The organism is Pseudomonas sp. FH1, assembly GCF_000510895.2.
Lineage (GTDB): Bacteria > Pseudomonadota > Gammaproteobacteria > Pseudomonadales > Pseudomonadaceae > Aquipseudomonas > Aquipseudomonas azotoformans_A.
Genome location: NZ_AOHM01000015.1, coordinates 36,154 through 59,781, shown reverse-complemented (window position 1 = coordinate 59,781; position 23,628 = coordinate 36,154). Strand labels below are relative to the sequence as shown.

The 23,628-nt window shown below is 62.3% G+C and carries 19 protein-coding genes; 14 read left to right on the top strand and 5 right to left on the bottom strand.

All coding sequences use genetic code 11. The annotated features are described in order from the left end of the window. Positions 1–77: 77 nt before the first annotated feature. The 5 genes from H096_RS06420 (at position 78) to H096_RS06400 (ending at position 5,287) form a co-directional block, all read left to right on the top strand. Positions 78–1,145: a DUF2333 family protein gene (locus H096_RS06420; protein WP_028615580.1), complete on the top strand. Its 1,068-nt coding sequence runs from the start codon at positions 78–80 to the stop codon at positions 1,143–1,145. A gap of 2 nt (positions 1,146–1,147) precedes the next feature. Then, positions 1,148–1,684: an NUDIX hydrolase gene (locus H096_RS06415; RefSeq protein ID WP_033897340.1), complete on the top strand. Its 537-nt coding sequence runs from the start codon at positions 1,148–1,150 to the stop codon at positions 1,682–1,684. Between the two features lie 182 nt (positions 1,685–1,866). Then, positions 1,867–2,238, top strand: a complete 372-nt coding sequence (locus H096_RS06410; RefSeq protein WP_012722004.1) for a translation initiation factor Sui1 — start codon at positions 1,867–1,869, stop codon at positions 2,236–2,238. 143 nt (positions 2,239–2,381) lie between these two features. Next, positions 2,382–4,295 (top strand): arginine decarboxylase, encoded by a 1,914-nt coding sequence (speA, locus tag H096_RS06405; RefSeq protein WP_033897339.1) that lies wholly within the window; start codon positions 2,382–2,384, stop codon positions 4,293–4,295. A gap of 98 nt (positions 4,296–4,393) precedes the next feature. Beyond that, positions 4,394–5,287 (top strand): alpha/beta hydrolase, encoded by an 894-nt coding sequence (locus H096_RS06400; protein ID WP_033897338.1) that lies wholly within the window; start codon positions 4,394–4,396, stop codon positions 5,285–5,287. Here the strand turns inward: H096_RS06400 and H096_RS06395 are convergent. Continuing rightward, complete coding sequence (locus H096_RS06395; protein ID WP_033897337.1) at positions 5,232–6,569, bottom strand: MATE family efflux transporter; 1,338 nt, start codon at positions 6,567–6,569, stop codon at positions 5,232–5,234. The two genes, H096_RS06400 and H096_RS06395, sit on opposite strands and share 56 nt — an antisense overlap. 152 nt (positions 6,570–6,721) lie before the next feature. Here H096_RS06395 and H096_RS06390 point away from each other — a divergent pair, with 152 nt between their 5' ends. Beyond that, positions 6,722–11,620 carry an alpha-2-macroglobulin gene (locus tag H096_RS06390; protein WP_033897336.1) on the top strand — a complete coding sequence of 1,633 codons (4,899 nt, stop codon included), beginning with the start codon at positions 6,722–6,724 and terminating at the stop codon, positions 11,618–11,620. 35 nt (positions 11,621–11,655) lie between these two features. Here the strand turns inward: H096_RS06390 and H096_RS06385 are convergent, their stop codons facing one another. Continuing rightward, a complete protein-coding gene (locus H096_RS06385) occupies positions 11,656–11,949 on the bottom strand; it encodes a hypothetical protein (protein ID WP_016977007.1) in 294 nt (97 codons plus the stop codon). A gap of 90 nt (positions 11,950–12,039) precedes the next feature. Between H096_RS06385 and pbpC the strand changes: the two genes are divergently transcribed. From pbpC to H096_RS06355, 6 genes are all read left to right on the top strand, one after another. Beyond that, complete coding sequence (gene pbpC / locus H096_RS06380) at positions 12,040–14,370, top strand: peptidoglycan glycosyltransferase PbpC (RefSeq protein WP_051421954.1); 2,331 nt, start codon at positions 12,040–12,042, stop codon at positions 14,368–14,370. Between the two features lie 53 nt (positions 14,371–14,423). Further along, complete coding sequence (locus H096_RS06375; protein ID WP_033897335.1) at positions 14,424–14,732, top strand: MazG-like family protein; 309 nt, start codon at positions 14,424–14,426, stop codon at positions 14,730–14,732. Then, entirely contained in the window at positions 14,725–15,474 is a 750-nt protein-coding gene (locus H096_RS06370) for a methyltransferase (RefSeq protein ID WP_033897334.1), read from the top strand. Before H096_RS06375 ends, H096_RS06370 begins: the two co-directional genes overlap by 8 nt. Before the next feature lie 24 nt (positions 15,475–15,498). Further along, positions 15,499–16,101: a DUF4136 domain-containing protein gene (locus tag H096_RS06365; RefSeq protein WP_033897333.1), complete on the top strand. Its 603-nt coding sequence runs from the start codon at positions 15,499–15,501 to the stop codon at positions 16,099–16,101. A 45-nt stretch (positions 16,102–16,146) separates the two neighbouring features. Further along, complete coding sequence (locus H096_RS06360; protein WP_033897332.1) at positions 16,147–16,704, top strand: DUF4136 domain-containing protein; 558 nt, start codon at positions 16,147–16,149, stop codon at positions 16,702–16,704. Positions 16,705–16,808: 104 nt separating this feature from the next. Then, positions 16,809–18,758, top strand: coding sequence for a pilus assembly protein TadG-related protein (locus H096_RS06355; protein WP_033897331.1), 1,950 nt, complete (start codon positions 16,809–16,811; stop codon positions 18,756–18,758). Here H096_RS06355 and H096_RS06350 read toward each other — a convergent pair. Then, complete coding sequence (locus H096_RS06350) at positions 18,755–21,472, bottom strand: PAS domain-containing sensor histidine kinase (RefSeq protein ID WP_033897330.1); 2,718 nt, start codon at positions 21,470–21,472, stop codon at positions 18,755–18,757. The genes H096_RS06355 and H096_RS06350 overlap by 4 nt on opposite strands. Next, complete coding sequence (locus H096_RS06345) at positions 21,469–21,912, bottom strand: TadE/TadG family type IV pilus assembly protein (RefSeq protein WP_033897329.1); 444 nt, start codon at positions 21,910–21,912, stop codon at positions 21,469–21,471. The genes H096_RS06350 and H096_RS06345 overlap by 4 nt, the downstream gene beginning before the upstream one ends. Before the next feature lie 72 nt (positions 21,913–21,984). On the opposite strand from H096_RS06345, the gene H096_RS06340 reads away from it, so the two are divergent. Further along, positions 21,985–22,434, top strand: a complete 450-nt coding sequence (locus H096_RS06340) for a prepilin peptidase (protein ID WP_033897328.1) — start codon at positions 21,985–21,987, stop codon at positions 22,432–22,434. Between the two features lie 126 nt (positions 22,435–22,560). Beyond that, complete coding sequence (locus tag H096_RS06335; RefSeq protein ID WP_033897327.1) at positions 22,561–23,349, top strand: response regulator transcription factor; 789 nt, start codon at positions 22,561–22,563, stop codon at positions 23,347–23,349. A 3-nt stretch (positions 23,350–23,352) separates the two neighbouring features. On the opposite strand, the gene H096_RS06330 is transcribed toward H096_RS06335, so the two are convergent. Next, positions 23,353–23,622, bottom strand: a complete 270-nt coding sequence (locus H096_RS06330; protein ID WP_033897326.1) for a DUF3613 domain-containing protein — start codon at positions 23,620–23,622, stop codon at positions 23,353–23,355. Between the last annotated feature and the right edge of the window lie 6 nt (positions 23,623–23,628).

The window sequence follows — 23,628 nt, the reverse complement described above, 5'->3', positions numbered from 1 at the left end:
TAGGGTTGTGGTCGGAGTGTTTGAACGCACGCCATCAATTCAAGTGCATGAACTCAAGTGATTGAAAGGATATCGCCATGCTGGACTGGAAAAACCGTGCAGGCAGCGCCAAAGGCCCCGCGCCTGAGCCCAAGTCGGCCAACCGCGGCTATTTTCGTACCGTGCTGATGAGCCGCGCCGTGCTCAGCGTGCTCGGCCTGTACCTGTTGGTCACCGGCGCCCTGGGTTGGTACTGGAGCGAAGAGCCGGCGCTGTTTCCGGTGCAGCAGAACGCGCAGCTGGCCGCCGAGAAGGAAGGCAAGCAGATGGTGGTGGGCTACACCACGGTCGAAACCCTCAAGACCGTGGTCGGCACTTTGCTGAACAAGCCCGGTGGCTACATTTCCAACGACCGCTTCCCGCCAGGCCTGTGGATGGACAACATGCCGAGCTGGGAATACGGCGTGCTGGTGCAGGTGCGTGACCTGACCCGCGCCCTGCGTAAAGACTTTGCCCGTTCGCAGTCGCAGTCGGCCGAAGACGCGGACTTGGCCAAGGCCGAGCCACGCTTCAACTTCGACAACAAGAGCTGGGTGCTGCCATCCAGTGAGTCGGAATACCAGGAAGGCATCAATTCCCTGAGCCGCTACGAAGCACGGCTGTCCGACCCAAACCAGCGCGGCGCGCTGTTCTATGCGCGTGCCGACAACCTGAACAACTGGCTGGGCGACGTCGCAACGCGCTTGGGTTCGTTGTCGCAACGCCTGTCGGCCAGCGTCGGCCGGGTGAAACTGAACACCGCACTGAAAACCGAAGCCCTGGCGCCGGGTGAAGTGCCGCAGGTCGATGAAGAAGTGGTGGAAACCCCATGGATGCAGATCGACAACGTGTTCTACGAAGCCCGTGGCCAGGCTTGGGCTTTGTCGCACTTGCTGCGTGCCATTGAAGTCGATTTTGCCGATGTACTGGCCAAGAAGAACGCCACGGTCAGCGTGCGCCAGATCATTCGTGAGCTGGAAGCCTCGCAGGAACCGGTTTGGAGTCCTATGATTCTTAACGGCAGTGGCTTCGGGGTACTGGCGAACCATTCGCTGGTGATGGCCAACTACATTTCCCGGGCCAACGCTGCAGTGATCGACTTGCGTCAGCTCCTCAACCAGGGTTGATGATGGACGCTACTCAAAAGGAGGCCGCACACCGCGCGGCTTCCGATGCTGAACTGATCTGCTGGGTCGACGAGCAGGACAACCTGCTCGGTCACCTGGTGCGGTCCGACCTTCGCCAGCGCGGCCTGATTGGCCGTTGCACCTTCATATTCCTGTTCAACTCCAAGGGTGAGCTGTGTGTGCATCGGCGCACCCTGAGCAAGGCGTTGTATCCCGGTTTCTGGGACACAGCGGCGGGCGGCATGGTGGCGCAGGGAGAGTCGTATGCCGTGTCGGCAGCGCGCGAGCTGGAAGAGGAATTGGGTGTCGGTGGCGTGGAATTGGTCGAACATGACCACTTCTATTTCGAAGATGGCGACAGCCGGCTCTGGTGCACCTCCTACTCTGCCGTCTGGGACGGGCCACTGCGTCTACAGCCGGAAGAGGTCATGGAGGCGCGCTTTTTACCCCTTGAAACAGTCCTGCAGGAGGCTGGGCAAAAGCCTTACTGCCCGGATGCCCAGGAAGGGTTGCGGCGTTATCTGGCCTCGCGTCGCTAAAGTTGCATAAATTGGCGCCATTTGACTCTTAGCAAGTCGGCTTTTTGTGGTTACACTGCGCGACTTTTCACCCGAACCGCCTTGGCGGTCCGGTAGCGCTGCCCCTGCCTGAGTGGGGCTTCGCGGTCGGTTCACCGCTTTGCGGGTGCCGATCAGTCTTCATCCTCCCAAGAGGATTGCCGGTGGCCAAAAAAGCCGCATCCTTCGCCGCCCTTGGTGGCCTGGTATTTTCCACCGATGCAGGTCGACACTGCCCGGACTGTCGTCAGCCCGTGGATTCGTGTACCTGCAAACAGACCCTGATCCCTGAAGGCGACGGTATTGCCCGCGTACGCCGCGAGAGCAAAGGCCGTGGCGGCAAGACGGTGACTACCATCACCGGCGTGCCGTTGGCCGAAGAAGCCCTGAAGGAACTGGCCACGACGCTGAAAAAACGCTGTGGCACCGGAGGCGCGTTGAAAGACGGCGTCATCGAGATCCAGGGCGATCACGTCGAGTTGCTGTTGGCCGAGCTGATCAAGCTCGGGTACAAGGCCAAGAAGTCCGGCGGCTGAAAGCCTCTTCCCGACCTGTGTCTAAACTCTGTCCTGCGCGTGGGGTCCTACCTTGCACGCAGGCAAATCGTCATTTTCATTCTTTAGACTGCGCCAGCCTCTGATAGGGGCGGTGCCTTCGACTTCATTTATAGGGGACTTCGATGTCCGTACGACGCACACGCAAAGACGATGGCAGCCAATGGACAGTTGCGGACAGCCGCAGTGTTTACGGGATTCGCCATTGGGGGGCCGGGTATTTCGCGATCAATGATGCCGGTCGCGTTGAAGTCCGTCCGAACGGCCCGAACAGCACGCCGGTCGACCTGTACGAACAAGTCGACGAGTTGCGCAAGAGCGGCCTGTCGTTGCCGTTGCTGGTGCGCTTCCCCGACATCCTGCAAGACCGTGTACGCCAGTTGACCGGCGCTTTTGATGCGAACATCGAGCGCCTGGAATACCAGAGCAAGTACACCGCGCTGTACCCGATCAAGGTGAACCAGCAGGAGGCGGTGATCGAGAACATCATCGCCACCCAGAACGTGTCGATTGGCCTGGAAGCCGGCTCCAAGCCTGAGCTGCTGGCCGTGTTGGCCCTGGCGCCGAAGGGCGGCACCATCGTTTGCAACGGTTACAAAGACCGTGAGTTCATCCGCCTCGCGCTGATGGGCCAGAAACTCGGCCACAACGTGTTCATCGTCATCGAGAAAGAATCCGAAGTTGAACTGGTGATCGAAGAAGCCGCCAGCCTCAAGGTCAAGCCACAGGTCGGCCTTCGCGTACGTTTGTCGTCGCTGGCATCGAGCAAGTGGGCGGACACCGGTGGCGAGAAATCCAAGTTCGGCCTGTCGGCGGCGCAACTGCTGTCCGTGGTCGAGCGCTTCCGCGCGGCTGGCCTGGACCAGGGTATCCGCCTGCTGCACTTCCACATGGGCTCGCAGATCGCCAACCTGGCGGACTACCAGCACGGGTTCAAGGAAGCCATCCGTTACTACGGCGAGCTGCGCAACCTTGGCCTGCCGGTGGACCACATCGACGTCGGCGGTGGCCTGGGCGTGGACTACGACGGTACGCACTCGCGTAACGCCAGCTCGATCAACTACGACATGGACGACTACGCCGGCGTGGTCGTGGGTATGCTCAAGGAATTCTGCGACGCGCAGAGCCTGCCGCACCCGAACATCTTCTCCGAAAGCGGCCGCTCCCTGACCGCCCACCACGCCATGCTGGTGGTGCAGGTCACCGACGTCGAGAAACACAACGACGAAATCCCGGTGATCGAGAATAAAGAAGCCCTGCCGGAAACCGTGCAATGGCTGGTGGACCTGCTGGGTCCGACCGACATCGAGATGGTCACCGAAACCTACTGGCGTGCGACGCACTACATGAGCGACGTGGCTACCCAGTACGCCGACGGCAAGCTGACCCTGGCCGAGAAAGCCTTGGCCGAGCAATGCTACTTCGCCGTGTGCCGCCGCCTGCACAACTCGTTGAAGGCCCGCCAGCGCTCGCACCGCCAGGTACTGGACGAACTCAACGACAAGCTGGCCGACAAGTACATCTGCAACTTCTCGGTGTTCCAGAGCCTGCCGGACACCTGGGCCATCGGCCAGGTATTGCCGATCCTGCCGCTGCACCGCCTTGATGAAGAGCCGCTGCGCCGCGCCGTGCTGCAAGACCTGACCTGCGACTCCGACGGCAAGATCAAGCAGTACGTCGACGAGCAGTCCATCGAGACCAGCCTGCCGGTGCATGGCTTGAACGAAGGTGAGGACTACTTGCTGGGTATCTTCCTGGTCGGTGCTTACCAGGAAATCCTGGGCGACATGCACAACCTGTTCGGTGACACCGACTCGGTGAACATCTACCAGCGTGAAGACGGTTCGGTGTACAGCGCCGGTATCGAGACCCACGACACCATCGAAGACATGCTGCGCTATGTGCACTTGTCGCCGGAGGAGTTGATGACGCATTACCGTGACAAATGCGCGAGCGCGAAGATCAGTGCGTCGGAGCGTACCCAGTTCCTCGACGCGTTGCGCCTGGGCCTGACGCGGTCTTCGTACCTGTCCTCGTAACCGCGTAAAACTCGGTCTTTGTGGTGAGCGAGCTTGCCTCGCGCGGGGCAAGCCCGCTCACCACATTAGTCTGTCTTCACACGTATAAGGGGTTGGCGATGTCGAGAGTATTCTTGCAAGCGTTCACCCTGGTCGTCGCGGCATGCCTTGCGGCCTGCTCGCCCATCAAAGTGCTCAACGCACTCACCCCCTCCAACACCTTCACCAAAACTTCAGCCATCGCCTACGGCAATGATCCCCGGCAAAAGCTCGATATCTACCGACCTGCCCCGGCTATCTCCAATGCTCCAGTCGTGGTGTTTTTCTACGGCGGCAGCTGGAACAGCGGCTCCAGGAGCGACTACGGCTTTGTCGGCGAAGCCCTGGCCTCACGCGGCATCGTGGTGGTGATCGCCGATTACCGACTTTACCCGCAAGTGCGTTATCCCGCTTTCCTCCAAGACAACGCCCACGCCGTTGCCTGGACCTATCAACACGTCGCCCAATATGGTGGTGATCCCCAACAGCTCTATGTCATGGGGCATAGCTCCGGCGCCTATAACGCGTCGATGCTGGCGCTGGATGCGCGTTGGCTGAAAGAGGTTGGCCTGACGCCGTCAATTTTCAAAGGCTGGATCGGCCTGGCCGGGCCCTATGATTTTCTGCCGATTGAAAACCCTGATGTGAAACCGGTGTTTTTCTTCCCCGATTCACCGCCGGATTCCCAGCCGATCAACCACGTTAGCCGTGACGCACCGCCCAGCCTCTTGATCGCGTCGACGGACGACAAACTCGTCAACCCCAAACGCAACACCGGCGGGCTGGCCCAGCAATTACGGGCGGCGGGTGTGCCGGTGGAGGAAGTCTATTTCGGCAAGACCAACCACCAGACATTGGTGGGGGCGATCGCCCGGCCCTTGCGTTGGCTGGCGCCGGTACTGGACCGGGTCACCGCGTTTATCCAAGCCACTGGTCCTGTCGGTTCAAGCGCCAGGCAATCGCCCACAAAGTAAGGCTGCGCAGGGCCATGAAGAGCAGGAAGGTTATCCACAGCCCGTGGTTACCCAAACCCTGCAACGCCCAGGCGAAGGGCAGTGTCAGCAAGACGGTCAGCAGCATGCCATTGCGCATCTCCCGCGCGCGGGTGGCGCCGATGAACAAGCCATCCAGCAAGTAACTCCACACTGCAATCAGCGGCAGTATCGCCAGGTAAGGCAGGTAGAGGTCGGCGGTTTCGCGCACGCTGGGGATGTCGGTCTGCATGGCGATAAACAGGTGGCCGGCCACTGTGAAGAGCAGCGCAAAGCCGATGCTCGCGATCAACGACCAACCGCCGGCCACCACCAATGAACGGCGCAAGGCCTGGCGGTCATGGGCGCCGATGGCGTGGCCGCACAGGGCTTCGACCGCATGGGCCAATCCATCCAAGGCATGGGCGGCCAGCAACAGGCCGTTGAGCAGCAGCGCGTTGGCGGCCACGGTGGCGTCGCCCAGGCGCGCGCCTTGCACCGTGATCATGAAAAACACCGATTGCAGCGCGAGGCTGCGGATAAAAATGTCGCGGTTGACCGCCAGCAGCGGGCGCCAGCTCTCCCACAGTTTGAGTGCGGCCCAGGCAATATGGCCGGGGTAGGCGCGCAGGGCTTTTTGCGTCATCGCCAGGCCGAGCAAAGCGCCGGTCCATTCCGCCACCACGGACGCACGCGCCGAACCGACCACGCCCCAATCCAGGCCGAGGACGAACCACAGGTTCAACGCGATGTTGACCAGGTTGGTGGTCAGCAGGATCGCTAACGGCGCCCGCGCATTTTGTGTGCCGAGAAACCAGCCGACCAATGCGTAGCTGGCCAGTGCGGCGGGCAGGCCGAACAGGCGGGTGTGGAAAAAATCCTGGGTCAGTTGATTGAGTTCGGGAGAGGGCTGCATCCACTCCAAGGCCAGATGGCTCAGCGGAATGCCCACCGTACCCAAGAGCATCGCCAGGCCCAGTGCGAGCAGCAGGCCTTGCAGCAGGATCTGCCGCAGCGCCGCCCCGTCATTGCGCCCGGCAGCCTGGGCGGCGAAACCGGTGGAACCCATGCGCAGGAAACCCATGGCCCAGGCGAGGAAGGTGTACAGGCTGGCGCCGACCGCGACGGCGCCCAACTGGTGGGCGTGGGGCAGGTGGCCGATGACCATGCTGTCCACCAGCGCCACCAACGGCACCGAGATATTCGACAGGATCATCGGCGCGGCCAGGGCCCAGACGCGGCGGTGGGTGGGGCGATGGCGCCAGTCAGTGAGTAAGGTGGGCATGCAGGCTCCTTCAGAGGAGCGGCATTGTAACCGGGCATTGGCAGCGCGGCAGAACCAAACCACCCTCCGTCGGTCAATGTGACCAGCACCTCATCGGCCCCACGCGGGCTGATATATAGTTCACCCTCGGCCCCTCCCACTACGAGTGCCCCATGCTTAACAAAGGACTGTTCCTGGCTTGCGCGCTGGCCCTGCTGAGCGCCTGCGATTCCTCCGATAAACCGGCTGCCCCGACCGCGCCCGCGGCGGCGACGATTGCGCCCAAACCGGCCAAGGCCGTGGTGGATGTGGCGGCGCTAAAACAGCGTTACGCCGGGCGCGAGTTGAGCGTGGTGGACGTGTCCGAAGTGCAGCTCGACGGCGCCAGCACGCTCTCCGTGAGCTTTTCCATTCCGTTGGATCCCGATCAGAAATTCGCCGACAAACTGCACTTGGTGGACAGCAAGTCCGGCAAGGTCGATGGCGCCTGGGAAATCTCCGACAACCTGATGGAATTGCGCCTGCGCCACCTGGAACCGCAGCGCAAACTGGTGCTCACGGTCGACGCCGGTGTGAAGGCCGTCAACGACAATACCCTCGCCGCCGAGTACAGCGCGCGCCTGGAAACCCGCGACCTGCAAGCCACTGTCGGCTTTGCCAGCCGTGGCACCTTGCTGCCGACACGCCTGGCCGAAGGCCTGCCGGTGATCGCGCTGAACGTCGACAAGATCGACGTCGAATTCTTCCGCATCAAGCCCGAATCCCTGCCCACCTTCCTCGCGCAATGGGGCCGCAACACCAGCCTGCAAAGCTATGAATCCCGCGAACTGCTGCCGTTGGCCGACCTGGTCTACGGTGGCCGTTTCGACCTGAACCCGGCGCGCAACACCCGCGAAACCCTGCTGCTGCCGATCGCCGGCCTCAAGCAATTGCAACAGCCAGGCGTGTACCTGGCGGTGATGCGGGCTTCGGGCACCTACAACTATTCCCAACCGGCCACGCTGTTTACGCTGAGTGATATTGGCCTGTCGGTGCACCGTTACGCCAATCGCCTGGACGTGTTTACCCAGGCGCTGGAAGGTGGCAAGGCGTTGGACGACGTCGACCTTGAAGTACTCGACGCCGAAGGCCGTGTGTTGGGCCAGGGCAAGACCGAGAAGGGTGGCCACGCCGAGTTGCCATTACCGAAAAAGGCCCAGGTGCTGCTCGCCAAGCAAGGTGAACAGACCAGTATGTTGCGCCTCGACAGCGCCGCGCTGGACTTGGCCGAGTTCGACATCGGCGGCCAGCCCTCCCACCCTTTGCAGTTCTTTGTATTCGGCCCGCGTGACCTGTATCGCCCTGGCGAAACCGTGCTGCTCAATGCCCTGCTGCGGGACAAGGACGGCAATGCCGTCAAGCCGCAGCCGGTGAGCGTCGAAGTGCGTCGACCCGATGAGCAGGTCAGCCGCAAATTCGTCTGGGATGCCGACGCCTCTGGCCTTTATCAATATCAACTGCAACTGGCTGGCGAAGCACCGACCGGGCGCTGGCAGTTGGTGTTTGACCTGGGCGATGGCAAACCGCAGCTGTATGAATTCCTCGTCGAAGACTTCCTGCCCGAGCGCCTGGCGCTGGAACTCAAGGGCAGCGACACCCCGCTGAAGCCGGCGGACGACGCGGTGATCCAGGTCAACGGCCGTTACCTGTACGGCGCGCCTGCCTCGGGCAATCGCGTCAGCGGCCAAGTCTATGTGCGGCCGTTGCGCGAAGCGGTCAAGTCGCTGCCGGGCTATCAGTTCGGCTCCGTCACCGAAGAAGAGCTGAGCCAGGATTTCGAACTGGACGAAAGCGTACTCGACGCCAAGGGCCAGGAAGCACTGACCCTGGAAAGCAAATGGGCCGAGGCCAAGTCGCCGCTGCAACTGATCGTGCAGGCCAGCCTGCAAGAGTCGGGCGGACGGCCGATCACCCGGCGCCTGGTGCAGCCGATCTGGCCCGCCGAGCAACTTCCGGGCCTGCGCGGACTGTTTGATGGCAAGGAAACCAACGGCGACGGCCCGGCGGAATTCGAAGTGCTGCTGGCCAACCAGGACGGGCAGAAGCTCGCCGCGCCGAACCTCAAGGTGCGCCTGGTGCGTGAGCGCCGCGACTACTACTGGAACTACTCCGAGAACGATGGCTGGAGCTATCACTTCAACGAGAAATTCCTCAACCTCGACGAACAGACCCTGAACATCAAGGCGGGCGACACTGCCAAGGTCAGCTTCCAGGTGGAGTGGGGCCCGTACCGCGTCGAAGTCGAAGACCCGCAGACCGGCTTGGTCAGCAGCCTGCGTTTTTGGGCTGGTTACCAGGCCCAGGACAACACCGAAGGCGGCGCCGTGCGACCCGATCAGGTCAAGCTGGCGCTGGATAAACCGGCCTACGGCGATGGCGATACGGCTAATGTGACCGTCACGCCGCCGGCGGCCGGTAAGGGCTACCTGCTGGTGGAGTCTGCGGAAGGTCCATTGTGGTGGCAGGAAATCGAGGTGCCGGCTGAAGGCAAGAGCTTCGCGGTGAAGCTTGATCCGAAATGGTCGCGTCATGATTTGTATGTCAGCGCCTTGGTGATCCGCCCCGGCGAGCGCAAAGCCAACATCACGCCTAAACGTGCAGTAGGCCTGCTGCATCTGCCGTTGGATCGCACCCAGCGCAAGCTTGGCGTGACCCTCAGCGCGCCGGAAAAAATGCGCCCCAAACAGCCGCTCACCGTGAAAATCGCCGCCAAGAATGCCGATGGCAGCGTGCCGAAACAGGTGCATGTACTGGTTGCTGCCGTGGACGTGGGCATCCTGAATATCACCGAATACCCGACGCCGGACCCGTATTCCAGCTTGTTTGGTCGCAAGGCCTACGGCGTGGACCAATTCGATATCTACGGTCAGTTGATCGAAGCCGGCCAGGGCCGATTGGCCAGCCTGGCATTTGGTGGCGATGCGGCACTCGCCAAGGGCGGCAAGCGCCCGGACACCAGCGTGACCATCGTCGCCCTGCAAAGCGCGCCGGTGACTTTGAATGAGCAAGGCGAGGGCGAAGTCAGCGTCAATATTCCCGACTTCAACGGCGAACTGCGCCTGATGGCCCAGGCCTGGAGCGACGATCGCTACGGCATGGCCGAAGCCAAGACGGTGATTGCCGCCCCGCTGATTGCCGAGCTGTCGGCGCCGCGCTTCATGGCGGGTGGCGACCAAACCACGTTGGCGCTGGACCTGTCCAACCTGTCGGGCAAACCGCAGAAACTCGATGTGCAATTGAACGCCGACGGGCAGTTGGAGCTGGTCAACAACGGCGCGCAAACCGTCGAGCTGAAACAAGGCCAGCGCACCACCCTGCGTATCCCGGTGAAAGCCTGGGGCGGGTTGGGGCAGGGCAAGGTCAAGGTGACGGTGAATGGCCTGGATCTGCCGGGTGAGAACCTGCCGCCGTTTACGCGCGAATGGACCCTGGGCGTGCGCCCGGCTTATCCGGCGCTGCTCAAGCACTATCGCGCGGTGCTGAAGGATCAACCGTGGAGCTTGCCGGCGGGAACGCTGGATCAGTTCGATGCCTCGGGGCGCCAGGCGCTGCTGAGCCTGTCGAGTCGGCCGCCGCTGAACCTCGGTGCGCAGATCAGTGCGCTCAAGGCCTACCCTTACGGTTGCCTGGAGCAGACTGCCAGCGGTCTATATCCGTCGCTGTACGCCGATGATGCGCTGCTCAAGCGCCTGTCGATCAAAGGCGAGTCGGACAGCGAACGCAAACGCAAGATCGAGCTGGGCATCGAACGCCTGCTGGGCATGCAGCGCTACAACGGTAGCTTCGGGTTGTGGGGCGCGGATGGCGAAGAGGAATATTGGCTGACGGCTTACGTCACCGACTTCCTGCTGCGCGCTCGCGACCAGGGTTTCGCGGTGCCGCCTGAAGCCTTGAAAAAGGCCAGCGAGCGTCTGCTGCGCTACGTGCAGGAACGCAACCTGATCGACGTCGATTACAGCGACAATGCCGACCACACCCGCTTTGCCGTGCAGGCCTACGCGGGCATGGTGCTGGCGCGCAGTCAGCAGGCGCCGTTGGGCGCGTTGCGCAGCATCTTCGAACGCCGCAGCGATGCGCGCTCCGGTCTGCCGCTGGTGCAATTGGCTATCGCATTGCAGAAGATGGGCGACCAGCCGCGTGCGGACCAGGCGTTGCTCGCCGGCCTGGCGGCGCAGCGCAATGCCAATGAATGGCTGGCCGATTACGGTAGCCCGTTGCGCGACCAGGCGATGATCCTGGCCTTGCTGGAAGAAAACGACTTGGCCAAGGGCAAGCGTGAGGAGCGCTTGTTCACGCTGTCGGATCAACTGGCGGCCAGCCCGTATTTGTCGACTCAGGAGCGTAACTCGCTGTTCTTGGCCGGGCGTCTTGGGTTTGCCAAGCCTGATGCGAACTGGCAAGTGTCATTGACGGGCAGTGGCGGTGTGCAGGAACTGAACAATCAGCAGTCGACGCTGGAATTGGAAGGCAAGTGGCTGTCCAGTGATCTGACCTTGAGCAATCAGGGTGAGACGCCGGTGTACCAGCAACTGACGATTTCGGGTTATCCACAGGTGCCACCGGCACCGGGTGGCGACAACCTGAGCATCCGCCGCGAATACCTGGGCATGAACGGCCAGCCGTTGAACCTGCGCAGCCTCAACAGTGGTGATCTGGTGCTGGTGCATTTGGCGGTGAGTGCCAAGCAGCGGGTGCCGGATGCGTTGGTGGTGGACCTGTTGCCGGCTGGCCTGGAGCTGGAGAACCAGAACCTGGCGCAAAGCGCCGCCAGCCTGGAAAACGCCAGCAGCCAAGTGAAGGAGTGGCGTGAGTCGATGCAGAACGCATCGCTCAAACACCAGGAGTTCCGTGATGACCGTTACGTGGCGGCGATCAACCTGGAAGGCTCCGGCACCACGCACCTGCTGTACCTGGCACGTGCCGTGACACCAGGTACTTACCGTGTGCCACCGCCGCAAGTGGAGTCGATGTACCGGCCGAACTGGCAGGCGGTGGGTGAGACGCCGGCGGATCTGGTGATCAAGGGGCGTTAATGTAAAACGGGGCCATGTTCGTCATGGCCCCGTTGTTAATGCACAACCCAGCTCAGTAGCCACAGGCCCAACAGCAACCAGATAATCCCCATGATGATCGACGCCCGCATAAAGGCGCGCACCGCCGAGTACAGCAGCATCAGGCCGATGATCAGGGTGATGATGCTGATGATCGAGGTGTCCATGCCCAAGGTGCGGGACAGGCCATCGATAAAGTTGCCACCGGCATTGGTCAGCGCACCGAACAGGCCGCTGAGCCCGTCGACGATAAAACGGATGATGGAACCGAGCGCCTGGCCCAACCAACCGAAAAAGCTTTCTACCTGCATATGTGTGTCCTGATGAGAAGGTGGGCGTATCTGTGCCTTTGGTTGTTATTGCAACAGGCTAGTTCCCTACCAGCATAGAGGTTTGCCCGTTTGAGTTTGCGTTTAGTTGCCCGTTGGACCTTGGCCAGCCTGTTGTTGGTGGTGGCCTTGCTGTGGCTGGCCGACCGCATCTGGCCTCTCCCGTTGCCCAAGGATGACCTGGCGCGTGTGGTACTGGCCGAGGATGGCACGCCGTTGTGGCGGTTTGCCGATGCCAATGGCGTGTGGCGCTACCCGGTGCAGACCAGCGAAGTGTCGCCGTATTACCTGGACGCGCTGCTGACTTATGAGGACCGTTGGTTCTACCAGCATCCCGGCGTGAACCCGCTGGCGCTGGCGCGGGCGACCTGGCAGAACCTCACGGGTGCGCGGGTGGTATCGGGCGGCAGCACTTTGTCGATGCAGGTGGCGCGGTTGCTGGATCCGCATTCGCGCACCTTCCACGGCAAGTTGCGTCAGTTGTGGCGCACGGCGCAGTTGGAATGGCACCTGTCCAAGGGCGAAATCCTCAACCTCTACCTGAACCGCGCACCGTTCGGCGGTACGTTGCAGGGCGTGGCGGCGGCCAGTTGGGCCTACTTGGGTAAATCCCCTGCGCAACTGACCCACGCCGAAGCCGCCTTGCTCGCCGTGCTGCCCCAGGCGCCCAGCCGTTTGCGCCCGGATCGCCATCCCCAACGTGCCCAGCAAGCCCGCGACAAAGTGCTGCGCCGCCTCGCGGAGTTCCAGGTCTGGCCACAATCGGCCGTCGATGAAGCCCTGGAAGAACCGTTGCTGCTCGCCCCACGCCTGGAGCCGAGCCTGGCGCCCTTGCTCGCGCGCCGCCTGAACCGCCCCGACAGCCCGCCGCTGATCCGCACCACCCTGGATGCCACGTTGCAACGCCGTCTTGAAGACCTGCTGCTGGGTTGGCGCGCGCGGCTGCCGGAGCACACGTCCGCTGCGATCCTGGTGGTGGAAGAGGAAAGCATGGCCGTGCGCGCCTACCTCGGCTCGGTGGATATCAACGATGCCAAGCGCTTCGGCCACGTGGACATGATCAGCGCCTTGCGTTCGCCGGGCTCCACCCTGAAACCATTCCTCTATGGCATGGCCCTGGATGATGGGCTGATCCACTCCGAATCCTTGTTGCAGGATGTGCCCCGGCGTTATGGCGATTACCGGCCGGGCAACTTCTCCATGGGGTTTACCGGAGCAGTGCCGGCGAGTACGGCACTGTCGAGTTCGCTCAACCTGCCGGCGGTGCAGTTGCTGGAGGCCTATGGGCCCAAGCGCTTTGCTGCGCAAATGCGCATCGGCGGTGTGCCGTTGGCGCTGCCGGCGTTGGCCGAACCGAACCTGGCGCTGATCCTGGGCGGCGCAGGCAGTCGCCTCGAAGACCTGGTGAGCGGCTACAGCGCCTTCGCCCGGGACGGCAGGAGCGCCGCTATTCGATTACAGCCGGACGATACGCTCAGGGAGCGGCCGTTACTGTCGCCAGGGTCCGCCTGGATTGTGCGGCGTATCCTCAGCGGTCAGGCGCGGCCCGACCGTGACCCGCGTGCCGAACTGGTGCAACGCCCGGTACTGGCCTGGAAAACCGGCACCAGCTACGGTTTTCGCGATGCCTGGGCCATCGGCGTGGGCCCGCGTTATTTGATCGGCGTATGGAACGGCCGCCCGGACGGCACGCCGGTGCCGGGCCAGTTCGGCCTGGCCTCGGCCGCGCCGTTGATGTTGCAGGTGCATGACGTGCTGACCAACCGCGACAGCCAGCGCGGCATCAGCGCCCCCGTCAAACCGGTGCCGGCCAATGTCGGCGTGGCGGCGATCTGTTGGCCGTTGGGCCAGCCCATGAGCCGCAGTGACCCCAATTGCCGGCGCCAGCGTTTTGCCTGGACCCTGGATCACACCACGCCGCCCACCTTGCAGGCACTGGACCAGCCGTTGAGCGTGGGCTTGATGGAAAGCGTGTGGGTCAATGCCAAGGGCTTGCGGGTCGACGCCCATTGCCCCGGCGCCGAGCCGAAAAATATCGCCTTGTGGCCCGCGCCGCTGGAACCCTGGCTGCCACGGGTCGAGCGCCGCGAAGCGCGTATCCCGGCCGCCGATCCCGAGTGCCCGCCTCCGGCATTGGCCGCGTCGTCGCCGTTGTCGATTGTCGGCGTGCGCGAAGGTGACCAACTGCGCCTGCCCGCCGCCAGCCAACAGGCCCTGCGCCTGAAAATCTCCGCCTTGGGAGGGAGCGGGCGACGCTGGTGGTTCCTCAATGGCGCGCCGCTGGGGGACAGCGCCAACCAGGACTTTATCAACACCAGTTTCGAGCGCCTGGGCCGCTACCAGCTGAGTGTGTTGGATGAGGCGGGGCAGACGGCCAGGATCGAATTCAGTGTGGTGGATTAACTTGCCTTCCGGCGCTTTCGGCCCGAAGCTATCCCCCTTCAGGAGCCTGCCGCATGAACCTCGAACACCTCACCGAACGCCTGCACCGCATCCGCGATACCAACAATTGGAAACAATTCCACAGCCCGAAAAACCTGGCCATGGCCGCCAGCGTGGAAATGGCCGAGCTGGTGGAAACCTTCCAATGGCTGACCGAAGACCAGTCGCGCCAGCTGCCGGCCGACACACTCGCCCATGCCGGGCAGGAAGTCGGCGATATCGTGCTGTACCTGCTGTTGCTGTGCAGCGAGTTGGGCTTGGACATGAACGAGGTGGTACGCGCCAAGTTGGCCGACAGTGAACGGCGGTTTGCCCATGAGTGATCGTCATTTCGACCAACTGGCCACGCGTTTCGCCGAGAAAATCTACGGCGGTGCCAAAGGCGCGATTCGCCTGGCGGTGCTCCAGGCCGACCTGACCGAGGCCCTGCCGAAACGCCCTTTGCGCGTGCTGGATATCGGCGCGGGCCTGGGCCATATGTCGCTGTGGTTAGCCGAACAAGGCCATGAGGTCACCCTGGCCGAGCCCGCCGAGCCGATGTTGGAAGGCGCCCGTCAACGCTTCGCGGATGCCGGGCAAACCGCCACCTTTATCCATGCACCCTGGCAGGACCTGCTCGGCCAACTCACCGAACCATACGACCTGGTGCTGTGCCACGCCGTGCTGGAATGGCTGGCCGAGCCCCACGCGATCCTGCCGGTGCTGCACCAACTCACGGTGCCCGGCGGCTGGCTGTCGCTGGCGTTCTACAACCGCGATGCGCTGATTTACCGCAACCTGCTCAAAGGCCACTTCCGCAAAATGCGCAAGAACGATATGGCCGGCGAAAAGCAGAGCCTGACGCCGCAACAACCTCTCGATCCCCGTGAGTTGGCGGCGCAACTCGATGGCCTTTGGCAGGTCGAAAGCCAAAGCGGCGTGCGGGTGTTCCACGACTATATGCCGGTGGAATTCCAGGCCCGCGCCAATTTGCAGGACCTTTTGGAGATGGAACTCGCTCACCGTCGTCACCCAAGCTTTGCCGGACTTGGGCGTTATTTGCACTGGATTTGCCGTCCGGTTTAAGCGGCCCAGTCTGCGGAGGTCGAAATGCGTCGTCTCTGTTTGATCCTGTTGTCCCTGGTTTTGGGCGCGTGTTCCAGCCCGAACCCCTATGTTGCCGCTTCGGCGCCGATCCCTCCGGCGCCGCCCCAGGCGGCCAATACCTTTGATGCCAGCGCCTACCCGGCGCCCGTGCGCGACTACGGCGCCTACCGCAATTGGGCCTGGCGCAACGGCCAGTTACCGGCGGGCACGGCCTGGGCGGATTCAGCGCAGATTGCCGAAGCGGTCAGCGGTGCCCTTGATCAACGCGGGCTGCGCCCCTTGCATGACAATCGCCCGGCGGACCTGTTTGTCAGCGCCGACGTGCGCCTGGAGAAGCGCCTCAAGCAGGTCCAGGATGACTACGGCTACGGTTACGGCGGCTACAACCGCTATGGCAATGGTTACGGCATGTACAACTCGGTGCCGATCGTGCGCACCTATGAAGTGCAGGTCGTGGTGGTTCGCGTCAACCTGTTCGATGCCCGCACCGGCCAGCCGGTGTGGAGTGCCAGTGCGGAAACCGGCAGCCAGGGAAGCCTCAGTGAGCGGGGAGATGCCTTGCGCCAGGCGGTGCAAAAGGCAATGACGGCGTATCCTCCCAGTTAACAGCTATTCTCATCTTTAGCGCGGGTCGCTCTTTGGAGATAAACCATGTTTCGTCGTATCGCTACGCTTGCTGTTGTAGTGCTGCTGGGCGGTTGCCAGACCAGCCAGGTCAACCACGATTTTGACGCCAGCCGGGACTTCGGTGCCTACCGCAGCTGGGCCTGGAAAGACCCGGCGCTGCAATACCGTCCGGATGATCCGCGCATCAAGAGTGACCTCACCGAACAGCGCATCCGCCAGGCCGTCGGCGAGCAACTCGACCAGCGCGGCCTGCGCCCAGCGGCGCCGGGCAGCAAGGCTGACCTGAATGTACAGGCCTACCTGATCGTCGAAGACCGCCAGCAACAAGTCACCACCAACTATGGCGGCGCCTGGGGCGGGCCGTGGAACGGCTATTGGGGCGCGCCGATGTACAACGAAACGCGTAACATCACCTACAAAGTCGCCACCATCCAGATCGACCTGCTCGACGGCAAGGACGGCAAGTTGGTGTGGCGCGGCAGCGACGAACAGATGATGGCCACCTCGCCGAATCCCCAGGATCGTGACAAAGCCATCCGCACCACCGTCACCCGCGTCCTTTCCAGCTACCCACCGCACTAGAAATACCTTCCGCCAGTCGCCAATGTGGCGACTGGCCAGCGCGCACCTGAAGCCTTGTCTACACTCCAAACCAACATTGGAGAGTAAGCGCTAAGGAGTGCCTGATGTCTCCCCGACTGGGTTCCCGGCAGCATGGTGCGATTGGCTTGATGGCGGCAGGCACCTTGGCGGTGGCCATGGTGTTTATGCTGCTGGCGTTGGACAGCGGCCGTCTGTACCTGGAAAAACGCCGGTTGCAGTCCATCGCCGACACCGCGGCATTGGAAGCCGCCGGTCGTGGCGGCCTGTGCACGCCCTCCAACACGGCCAATGAATACGCCAAGGAAAACGCCGCGCGCAACGGCTTTACCGTGGTCGCCGGCGACAACAGTCGGGGCCTGGCCGTGACCTGTGGCACCTTGCCCACCAATGCCAGCAATATCCGTGTGTTCGTCGCTGATGCGACCAAGAACGACGCCATACGCGTGGTCGCAACGCGCAGTGTCATGACCAGTCTCGCCAACGGGATCTGGAATATGTTCAGCGGCGCGCCGGTTGCCGCTCAGACGATATTGAGTGCCACCGCCGTGGCTGCGGCTGCGCCACCGGTGGCGCAACTGACCATTCGCAGCAGTCTGGCCTCCGTGAATTCGGCCAACTCCCCGTTGCTGAACCTGGTGATCGGCAATCTATTGGGCGGCAGCCTGTCCCTGACGGCCGCAGGCTGGAATGGCTTGCTGACGACGAACTTGAACCTGCTCAGCTATCTGGATCAGTTGGCGATTGATTTGAAAATCAAGGCGGGCGACTACGACGCGCTGCTAAGCACCGCGGTCTCCGCCCGCCAGTTGCTCGACGCCGCCGTGACGATCCTGCAGAAAAACGGTGCGGTCGCCTCGGCGGTCATCAATGATTTGATTACAGTGAAAGCCATTGCTCCGAATACACAGCTTCTTAAGGTTGGCGATTTGCTGAAAGTCGCCACCGGGACGCCGGCGGCAGCTTTGAATACCAGTGTGCAGTTGTTTCAGTTACTGGAGACCGTGGCGCAGCTCTCCAGTAGCAAAAGTGCGGTCAGTGCGGCAGCCCAAGTGAATATTCCGCTGGTAGGCACCGTCTCGATCCAGACCAAAGTCATCGAGCCACCGCAAATGTCGGCGATTGGCAATCCACTAAAGGCCAAGGCGGGGCTTTTGAATAACCCGCGAACGGATCAGATTTTTGTGCGGACGGCCCAGGTACGCACCTTGGTCACGATTGATGCGCCGATCATCAAGGTGGTGTCGGGGGTTTCATCGATTCTTTCCGGGCTGGGGACGCCGGTGTCGAAGGTGGTCAGCGGCCTGTTGAACCTGAACATTCCGGCCGTGGTCGGCGGTGTCTTGTGCCTGGTTGCGTGCAATGTCACGGATGTCGACATCAACCAAACCCTGTCCATTTATATCGAGGCGGCCAGTGCACAAAGCTATGTCACGGACTACAGCTGCGCCACGCCTGCCACCAAGTCGTTGACGGTAAAGACCACCACCTCGCTGGCCACATTGGGCGTGGGTTACGTGGATCCGGTTACTGCGTTTTCTTCATCAGCCCCCGTCACCGTGCAACCGGTCAGGCTGATCGACTTTGGTGAACGCTATTGCATTGTGCTGACGCTGATCTGTGGTCCGCGTACAGCGGGCGTAGGCGGGGGGTTGAATTTGAAGGCGCTGTCTACCGTCGCCGCGCAAACCAACTCGATGCTGTTTTTACCCGTGGCTGAAATGAACGCGACGCCGACCTACAAGAACGCGCCAGGCACCGCCGATATCCTTTATAGCCTGGGGGATACGCTGAACGGTCTGCAGGTCACCTACGTGCCGCCCAGCGGCAGCACACCCAACCCGGCGAACGGCACCGTGACCAGCGCATTGGCGACCATCATCAGCTCGGTGGTCAGCCTTGTCCAAAACGTCCTGTCGCCGATACTCGACCCCATCGTCAACACACTGCTCTCGGCGCTGGGCATCAGCCTGGGCAACGCCGAAGTCGGCGCCAACCTCAGTTGCCACATGGGCCGCGCCTACCTGGTGATTTAACTCACCGGCAACTCCACACAAAACCTCGCGCCGTGCTCGCCATTGGCGACGCTCAGGCGCCCACCCATGTTTTCCACGATCCCGTAGCTCACCGACAAACCCAAGCCGGTGCCCACGCCGATCGGCTTGGTGGTGAAGAACGGCTCGAAAATCCGCTCCAGCAACCGTGTGTCAATGCCGCCACCGTTGTCCTCCACCCAGATGCGCACGTGCCGGCTGTCATGCTCGCAGTGCAGGGCGATCCACGGGCGGAACCCAGGATCCTTTTCCCGTTTGCTCAATAGCGCATCACGGGCGTTGACCATCAGGTTGATCAGCACTTGCTCAAGCTGGTCGACATGACCTTTGACCTGCGCCGTGAAGTCCGCAGGTGTGATGCGCAGGTCCACGCCCTTGCCGCGCAGGCCTTCGCCGAGCAGCGACAGGGTGCCTTCCACTGCCTGTGACGGGTCGAAGGGCTGTTGTTCGATTTCCGAGCGGCGGCCAAACACACGCATATGGTCCACCACGCGCGCCGCGCGCTGTACCTGGGTGTCGATGCGCTGGAGCTTTTCGGTTAGGTAGTCGATCTGCGCGTCGCCGTTGCTCAGGCGCTTGAGCACATTGACGATGGCCATGCGCATCACGTTCAGCGGCTGGTTGATCTCATGGGCCAGGCCGGTGGCCATTTCGCCGAGGGTGGCCATCTTGGCGCTCTGGGTCAGTTGCTGCTGGGAGCGGCGCACTTCGGTGTTGTCGCGGCCCACCGCTTGCACCTCCACCAGTGTGCCCTGTTCGTCGAACACGCCCCGGTCCGACCATACCCACCAGGCATGTTCGCGGCCGGGCAGTTCCAGACTGATTTCGGCGGTGCTGACCGGGAATTCCGGGGTCAATTGTTCGATGCGTTGCACAAAGGCCAGGCGTTGTTCGTCCGACAGCCAGTGCCCCAGGTTCAGCCCCGGCAATTGCGCCGGCGGGCATTCCAGATAATTGGCCAGCGGTGTGTTGCCGAAGGTCAGAGTCAGGTCCGGGTGATAGCGGCAGATCATCGCCGGGGAGTCTTCGACCAGGATGCGGTAGCGCTCTTCGCTCTGTTTGATCTGCTCGGCGGCCAGGGTCGCCTCGGTGACATCCAACCACAGGCCGACGGCTTCCACTGGCAGGCCGAGGTCGTCGCGCAACAGCTTGGCTTCGTCCAGCAGCCAATGGTAATGGCCTTGTTTATCGCGCAGGCGGTAACGGCTGCGCACGTTGCCTTCACGCAGTAGCTGGCGGCTGCGCTCGAAGTACAGCTCGCGGTCTTCGGGGTGGATCAGCGAGGCCAGGCTGTCAGGGTTGCAGTCGGCCAGGGTCCAACCCAGCAGCGGCAGCAGGCTGTCGCTGAAGAACGCCGGGTGCAGGGCGCCACTGACATAGCGCTGCACATAGATCACCGCTGGCGAGCTGGCGATCAGGTTGTCCAGGCGCGCATGGGCGGCGGCGGCTTGCAGTTGCTGGTTCTTGATGTCGCTGATGTCGAGCATGAAGCCGATCCAGCGCCGGTGATCACCCACGCCCAGCACCTGGCCCTGGACGCGATACCACAGGGGGTTGTGCTCGGCGTCGGTGCGTTGCAGGCGCACGCTGGTCATCAAGGGTTTGCCCAGGGCTTGCAGGTCGTGCAAACGGCTGTTGAACGCCTGGCGGTCGGCGGGGTGGATCAGTTCAAGCCACTGGTCCAACGGCTGGCGGGTTGGGCCGTCATCCTGGCTGAGGCTGTGCAGCAACTGCGGGGCCAGTTGGATCTCTTGGGTGGCCGGCAGCAGTTCCCACCAGCCGGTGCCGAGCAGGCCTTGCAGGGCTTCCATACGGTCGAGCTGTTGGTGGTTGCGTTGCTCGCGCAGTCGGCTCAACAACGGGGCGGCGAGGGCGGCGGTGAGGTTCAGCCAGTCCCGCTCGTTGGTATGTTGCTGACCGCTGTAGAAGCCGCAGAGCAACCAGGCGGCAACGCCCTGGCTGTCACGATAAGGCACCAGGAACCCATCGGCATTGCCGAAAATGCTGTGCAGGCGCGGGTTGTCGCTGCGCTCCTCGGCCAGGCTCAACGGCGTGTTGCCATTGGCACTGTCCAGGCTGGTGCCCAGGTGCTGGCCGGTCTGCCACAAGGCGGGTGCATCGTGGGCGGCGTAGTGGTTGTAGATCCGCCAGCCCTGGTTTTCTTCGTCGAGCAAGGCCATGGCCACGCAGGGGATGTGCCAGCGCTGGGCCAGGCTGCGCAGGTGCTCGTTGAACACCTCGGGGAGGCGGGTCAGGCTGCACACCCGCAACTGCTCGCTCATCTGGCAGGCCAACTGATGGTTCTGCTCGCGATGCTGGGCCAGTTGTCTACCGGCCAGCAAGTCGCTGACGTCCTGCAGGTGCAAGCGCCAGCCGTCGTCTTCGGGCTCGATCCAGCCCCGGGTGTGCAGGGTCCGGCCGGCGACGCCCTGGAAGTCCAGGTCCAGGCTCTGGTGTTGCCAGTCGGCGGGCTGGCCTTCGATACTCAAGGCGCTGTTGGCGCACAACAACTCGCGCAGCAAGGGGCGTGATTCATGGGGGGCGAGCAGCGCGCGCAGGGTGCCACTGAAGTCCAGCACACGGCCCTGAGCATCCAGTAGCAGGTGCAGCCCTGGCACAGGGGCGCCGGGCGTATCGAGTGCGAGCGCGCTGCTGCGGCCGAGCAGGCGCCCGAAGAGCTTGTCCCCCGAGGTCAAAGCTGCAGACTCGAACTGACCAACAGGTTGGCCGGCAGATTCGGCACGGTGCCGATGACCGGCAACACCAGCGCCGGGAATACCGAATAGAGGCGGCTGGTGGGGTACTTGATCGAAACGGTCAGCGTGTTGCCGGTGTAGGTGGCAGTGATCAGGTCGTCCGAAAACTGGAAACTGGCCGGGATCCACTTCAGCTGGTTTTTTGCCGTTGTCTTGGCGAGTGTGGTCACCTGCGTGGGATAAGCGGTGCCAGCGGCCACTGGGTCCACCGACATGGCCTGGCGCACGCCTTCCGCCGCCGCCTGGTTGAACGACTGCAACATCAGCAGCGGCAGGCTATAGCTGATCAAGCCATAAAACACCGCAAAAAAGATCCCGAAGACCAGGGCGAACTCAATCGCGGCTGCACCTTTTTGCTTTCCAGGCAGGCCTGTTTTCATGACTGCGTCTACCCTGACGGCTACTACTTGATATCAGCATAGAATCATTCAGCGAAAAGGGATGTTTTTTACGTGATCCATAGCGTGGTGATACTGCTCTGGTTGGGACTTTGTGCGTTGCAGGACATGCGCCAACGGCAAATCGCCAACAGCTTGACCCTGGGGGCGGCTTTGTTGGCGTTGATCTACCTGGTATGGACGGGCACGACCTGGTTGGGTGCGCCCGCCACCGATGGAGGCTGGGCCTTCACCGTGGCGCTGTTGCTGACCTTGCCGGGGTATGCGCTGGGCCGCTTTGGCGCGGGGGATGTGAAGCTGCTGGCCACCCTGGCCCTGGCGAGCAATCTGGATGTCTTGTTGTGGTCGTTGATCGGTGCCGCTGTGTTCCAGGGCGCCTGGGTGCTTATCCATCAACGGCTTAGCGTGCGCCGCGAGGTATCGTCACCAGGCGTGTCAACAAAGCAGCCTTATGCCCCCTTTGTATTGACAGGGTTTGTGCTGTACTGGCTTTGGATCCATTAGTCGCACAAGGCCTCTATCGCTATGTACATAGTCGGAAAGTAGGTCTAGGTTTATTGAGTGGATGCATAGGATTCTTCGTCAAAATGGATAGGTCAATCTTTTGGCTGGCCAGGCATGGAGTAACGCGTGAACAAGCTTACCTCGGCGGTGAAAGTGCTCGTGGTCGACGATCAACCGTTGATCGTTGAAGAGCTCTGCGAATTTCTTGAAAGCAGTGGTTACCGCTGCGTCCCGTGTGAGTCCAGCCGACACGCCTTGCAGCGCTTCAGCGAAGACGCCGAGATCGGCCTGGTGCTGTGCGACCTGCACATGCCGGACATGGACGGCATCGAGCTGGTGCAGGCCATGCAGAAGGTGGCGGGCAAGGCGCGGGCGTTCGAAGCGATCATGCTCACCGGACGCGCCGATAAACAGGACGTGATCAAGGCCCTGCGCGCGGGGATCTCGGACTACTACCAGAAACCGATCAATCTCGACGAGTTGCTCGAAGGCCTGCAGCGCCAGGAAGCGGCATTGGAGGAGCGGCAGAAAGAACTGCAACTGGGGCACCTGAACCAGAAGCTGCAATACCTTTCCGAATCCATCAATGACCTGTACCAGGACCTCGACAAAGTGCGTCGCAGCCCAAGCGCCGGGTTGGCCGATGAGGCCGATCTGGTTGCCGAAGACGCCGGGCCGATGGAAATTCCGACCATCTTCAACCAGCTGTCACCGCGCCAGCTTGATGTTGCGCGCCTGGTGGGCAAGGGCCAGACCAACTACCAGATCGCCTGCGAACTGGGGATCACCGAGAACACCGTCAAGCTGTACGTGTCCCAGGTATTGCGCCTGACCCATATGCATAACCGCACCCAACTGGCACTGGCCTTGTCGCCGAGCAACTCGGCGATGCGCCAGCGAGTGACCGCCCATTGAGCGTCACTGGCTCTTGCCGGCTTTAGAACCCCCACCCGACTCCGATTCATAAAACTCCGGAATCGGGTGCTTGTGACTGTCCAGCCAACGCTGCAAGGACTGCTCCCGTTCCGCGGGCGTGGCCCTTTGCGGCGTCGACGAAGCGGCCCGCCCATTGATCTGCAACGCCATCCAGTTTTCCGTTTCCGCCTGCTGCGGTGATGACGGGCCGGGTTCGATGGCCATGGCACCCAGTGGTAACAGCGCCAGCCCGATCAGGTAATGTGCTTTCATCGATCA

What these genes read in the sequence shown, in the direction of transcription:
- H096_RS06420 (WP_028615580.1), top strand. Translation starts at nt 78, where the DNA reads ATGCTGGACTGGAAAAACCGTGCAGGCAGCGCCAAAGGCCCCGCGCCT.
- H096_RS06415 (WP_033897340.1), top strand. Translation starts at nt 1,148, where the DNA reads ATGGACGCTACTCAAAAGGAGGCCGCACACCGCGCGGCTTCCGATGCT.
- speA (WP_033897339.1), top strand. Translation starts at nt 2,382, where the DNA reads ATGTCCGTACGACGCACACGCAAAGACGATGGCAGCCAATGGACAGTT.
- H096_RS06400 (WP_033897338.1), top strand. Translation starts at nt 4,394, where the DNA reads ATGTCGAGAGTATTCTTGCAAGCGTTCACCCTGGTCGTCGCGGCATGC.
- H096_RS06395 (WP_033897337.1), bottom strand. Translation starts at nt 6,569, where the DNA reads ATGCCCACCTTACTCACTGACTGGCGCCATCGCCCCACCCACCGCCGC.
- H096_RS06390 (WP_033897336.1), top strand. Translation starts at nt 6,722, where the DNA reads ATGCTTAACAAAGGACTGTTCCTGGCTTGCGCGCTGGCCCTGCTGAGC.
- H096_RS06385 (WP_016977007.1), bottom strand. Translation starts at nt 11,949, where the DNA reads ATGCAGGTAGAAAGCTTTTTCGGTTGGTTGGGCCAGGCGCTCGGTTCC.
- H096_RS06375 (WP_033897335.1), top strand. Translation starts at nt 14,424, where the DNA reads ATGAACCTCGAACACCTCACCGAACGCCTGCACCGCATCCGCGATACC.
- H096_RS06370 (WP_033897334.1), top strand. Translation starts at nt 14,725, where the DNA reads ATGAGTGATCGTCATTTCGACCAACTGGCCACGCGTTTCGCCGAGAAA.
- H096_RS06365 (WP_033897333.1), top strand. Translation starts at nt 15,499, where the DNA reads ATGCGTCGTCTCTGTTTGATCCTGTTGTCCCTGGTTTTGGGCGCGTGT.
- H096_RS06360 (WP_033897332.1), top strand. Translation starts at nt 16,147, where the DNA reads ATGTTTCGTCGTATCGCTACGCTTGCTGTTGTAGTGCTGCTGGGCGGT.
- H096_RS06355 (WP_033897331.1), top strand. Translation starts at nt 16,809, where the DNA reads ATGTCTCCCCGACTGGGTTCCCGGCAGCATGGTGCGATTGGCTTGATG.
- H096_RS06345 (WP_033897329.1), bottom strand. Translation starts at nt 21,912, where the DNA reads ATGAAAACAGGCCTGCCTGGAAAGCAAAAAGGTGCAGCCGCGATTGAG.
- H096_RS06330 (WP_033897326.1), bottom strand. Translation starts at nt 23,622, where the DNA reads ATGAAAGCACATTACCTGATCGGGCTGGCGCTGTTACCACTGGGTGCC.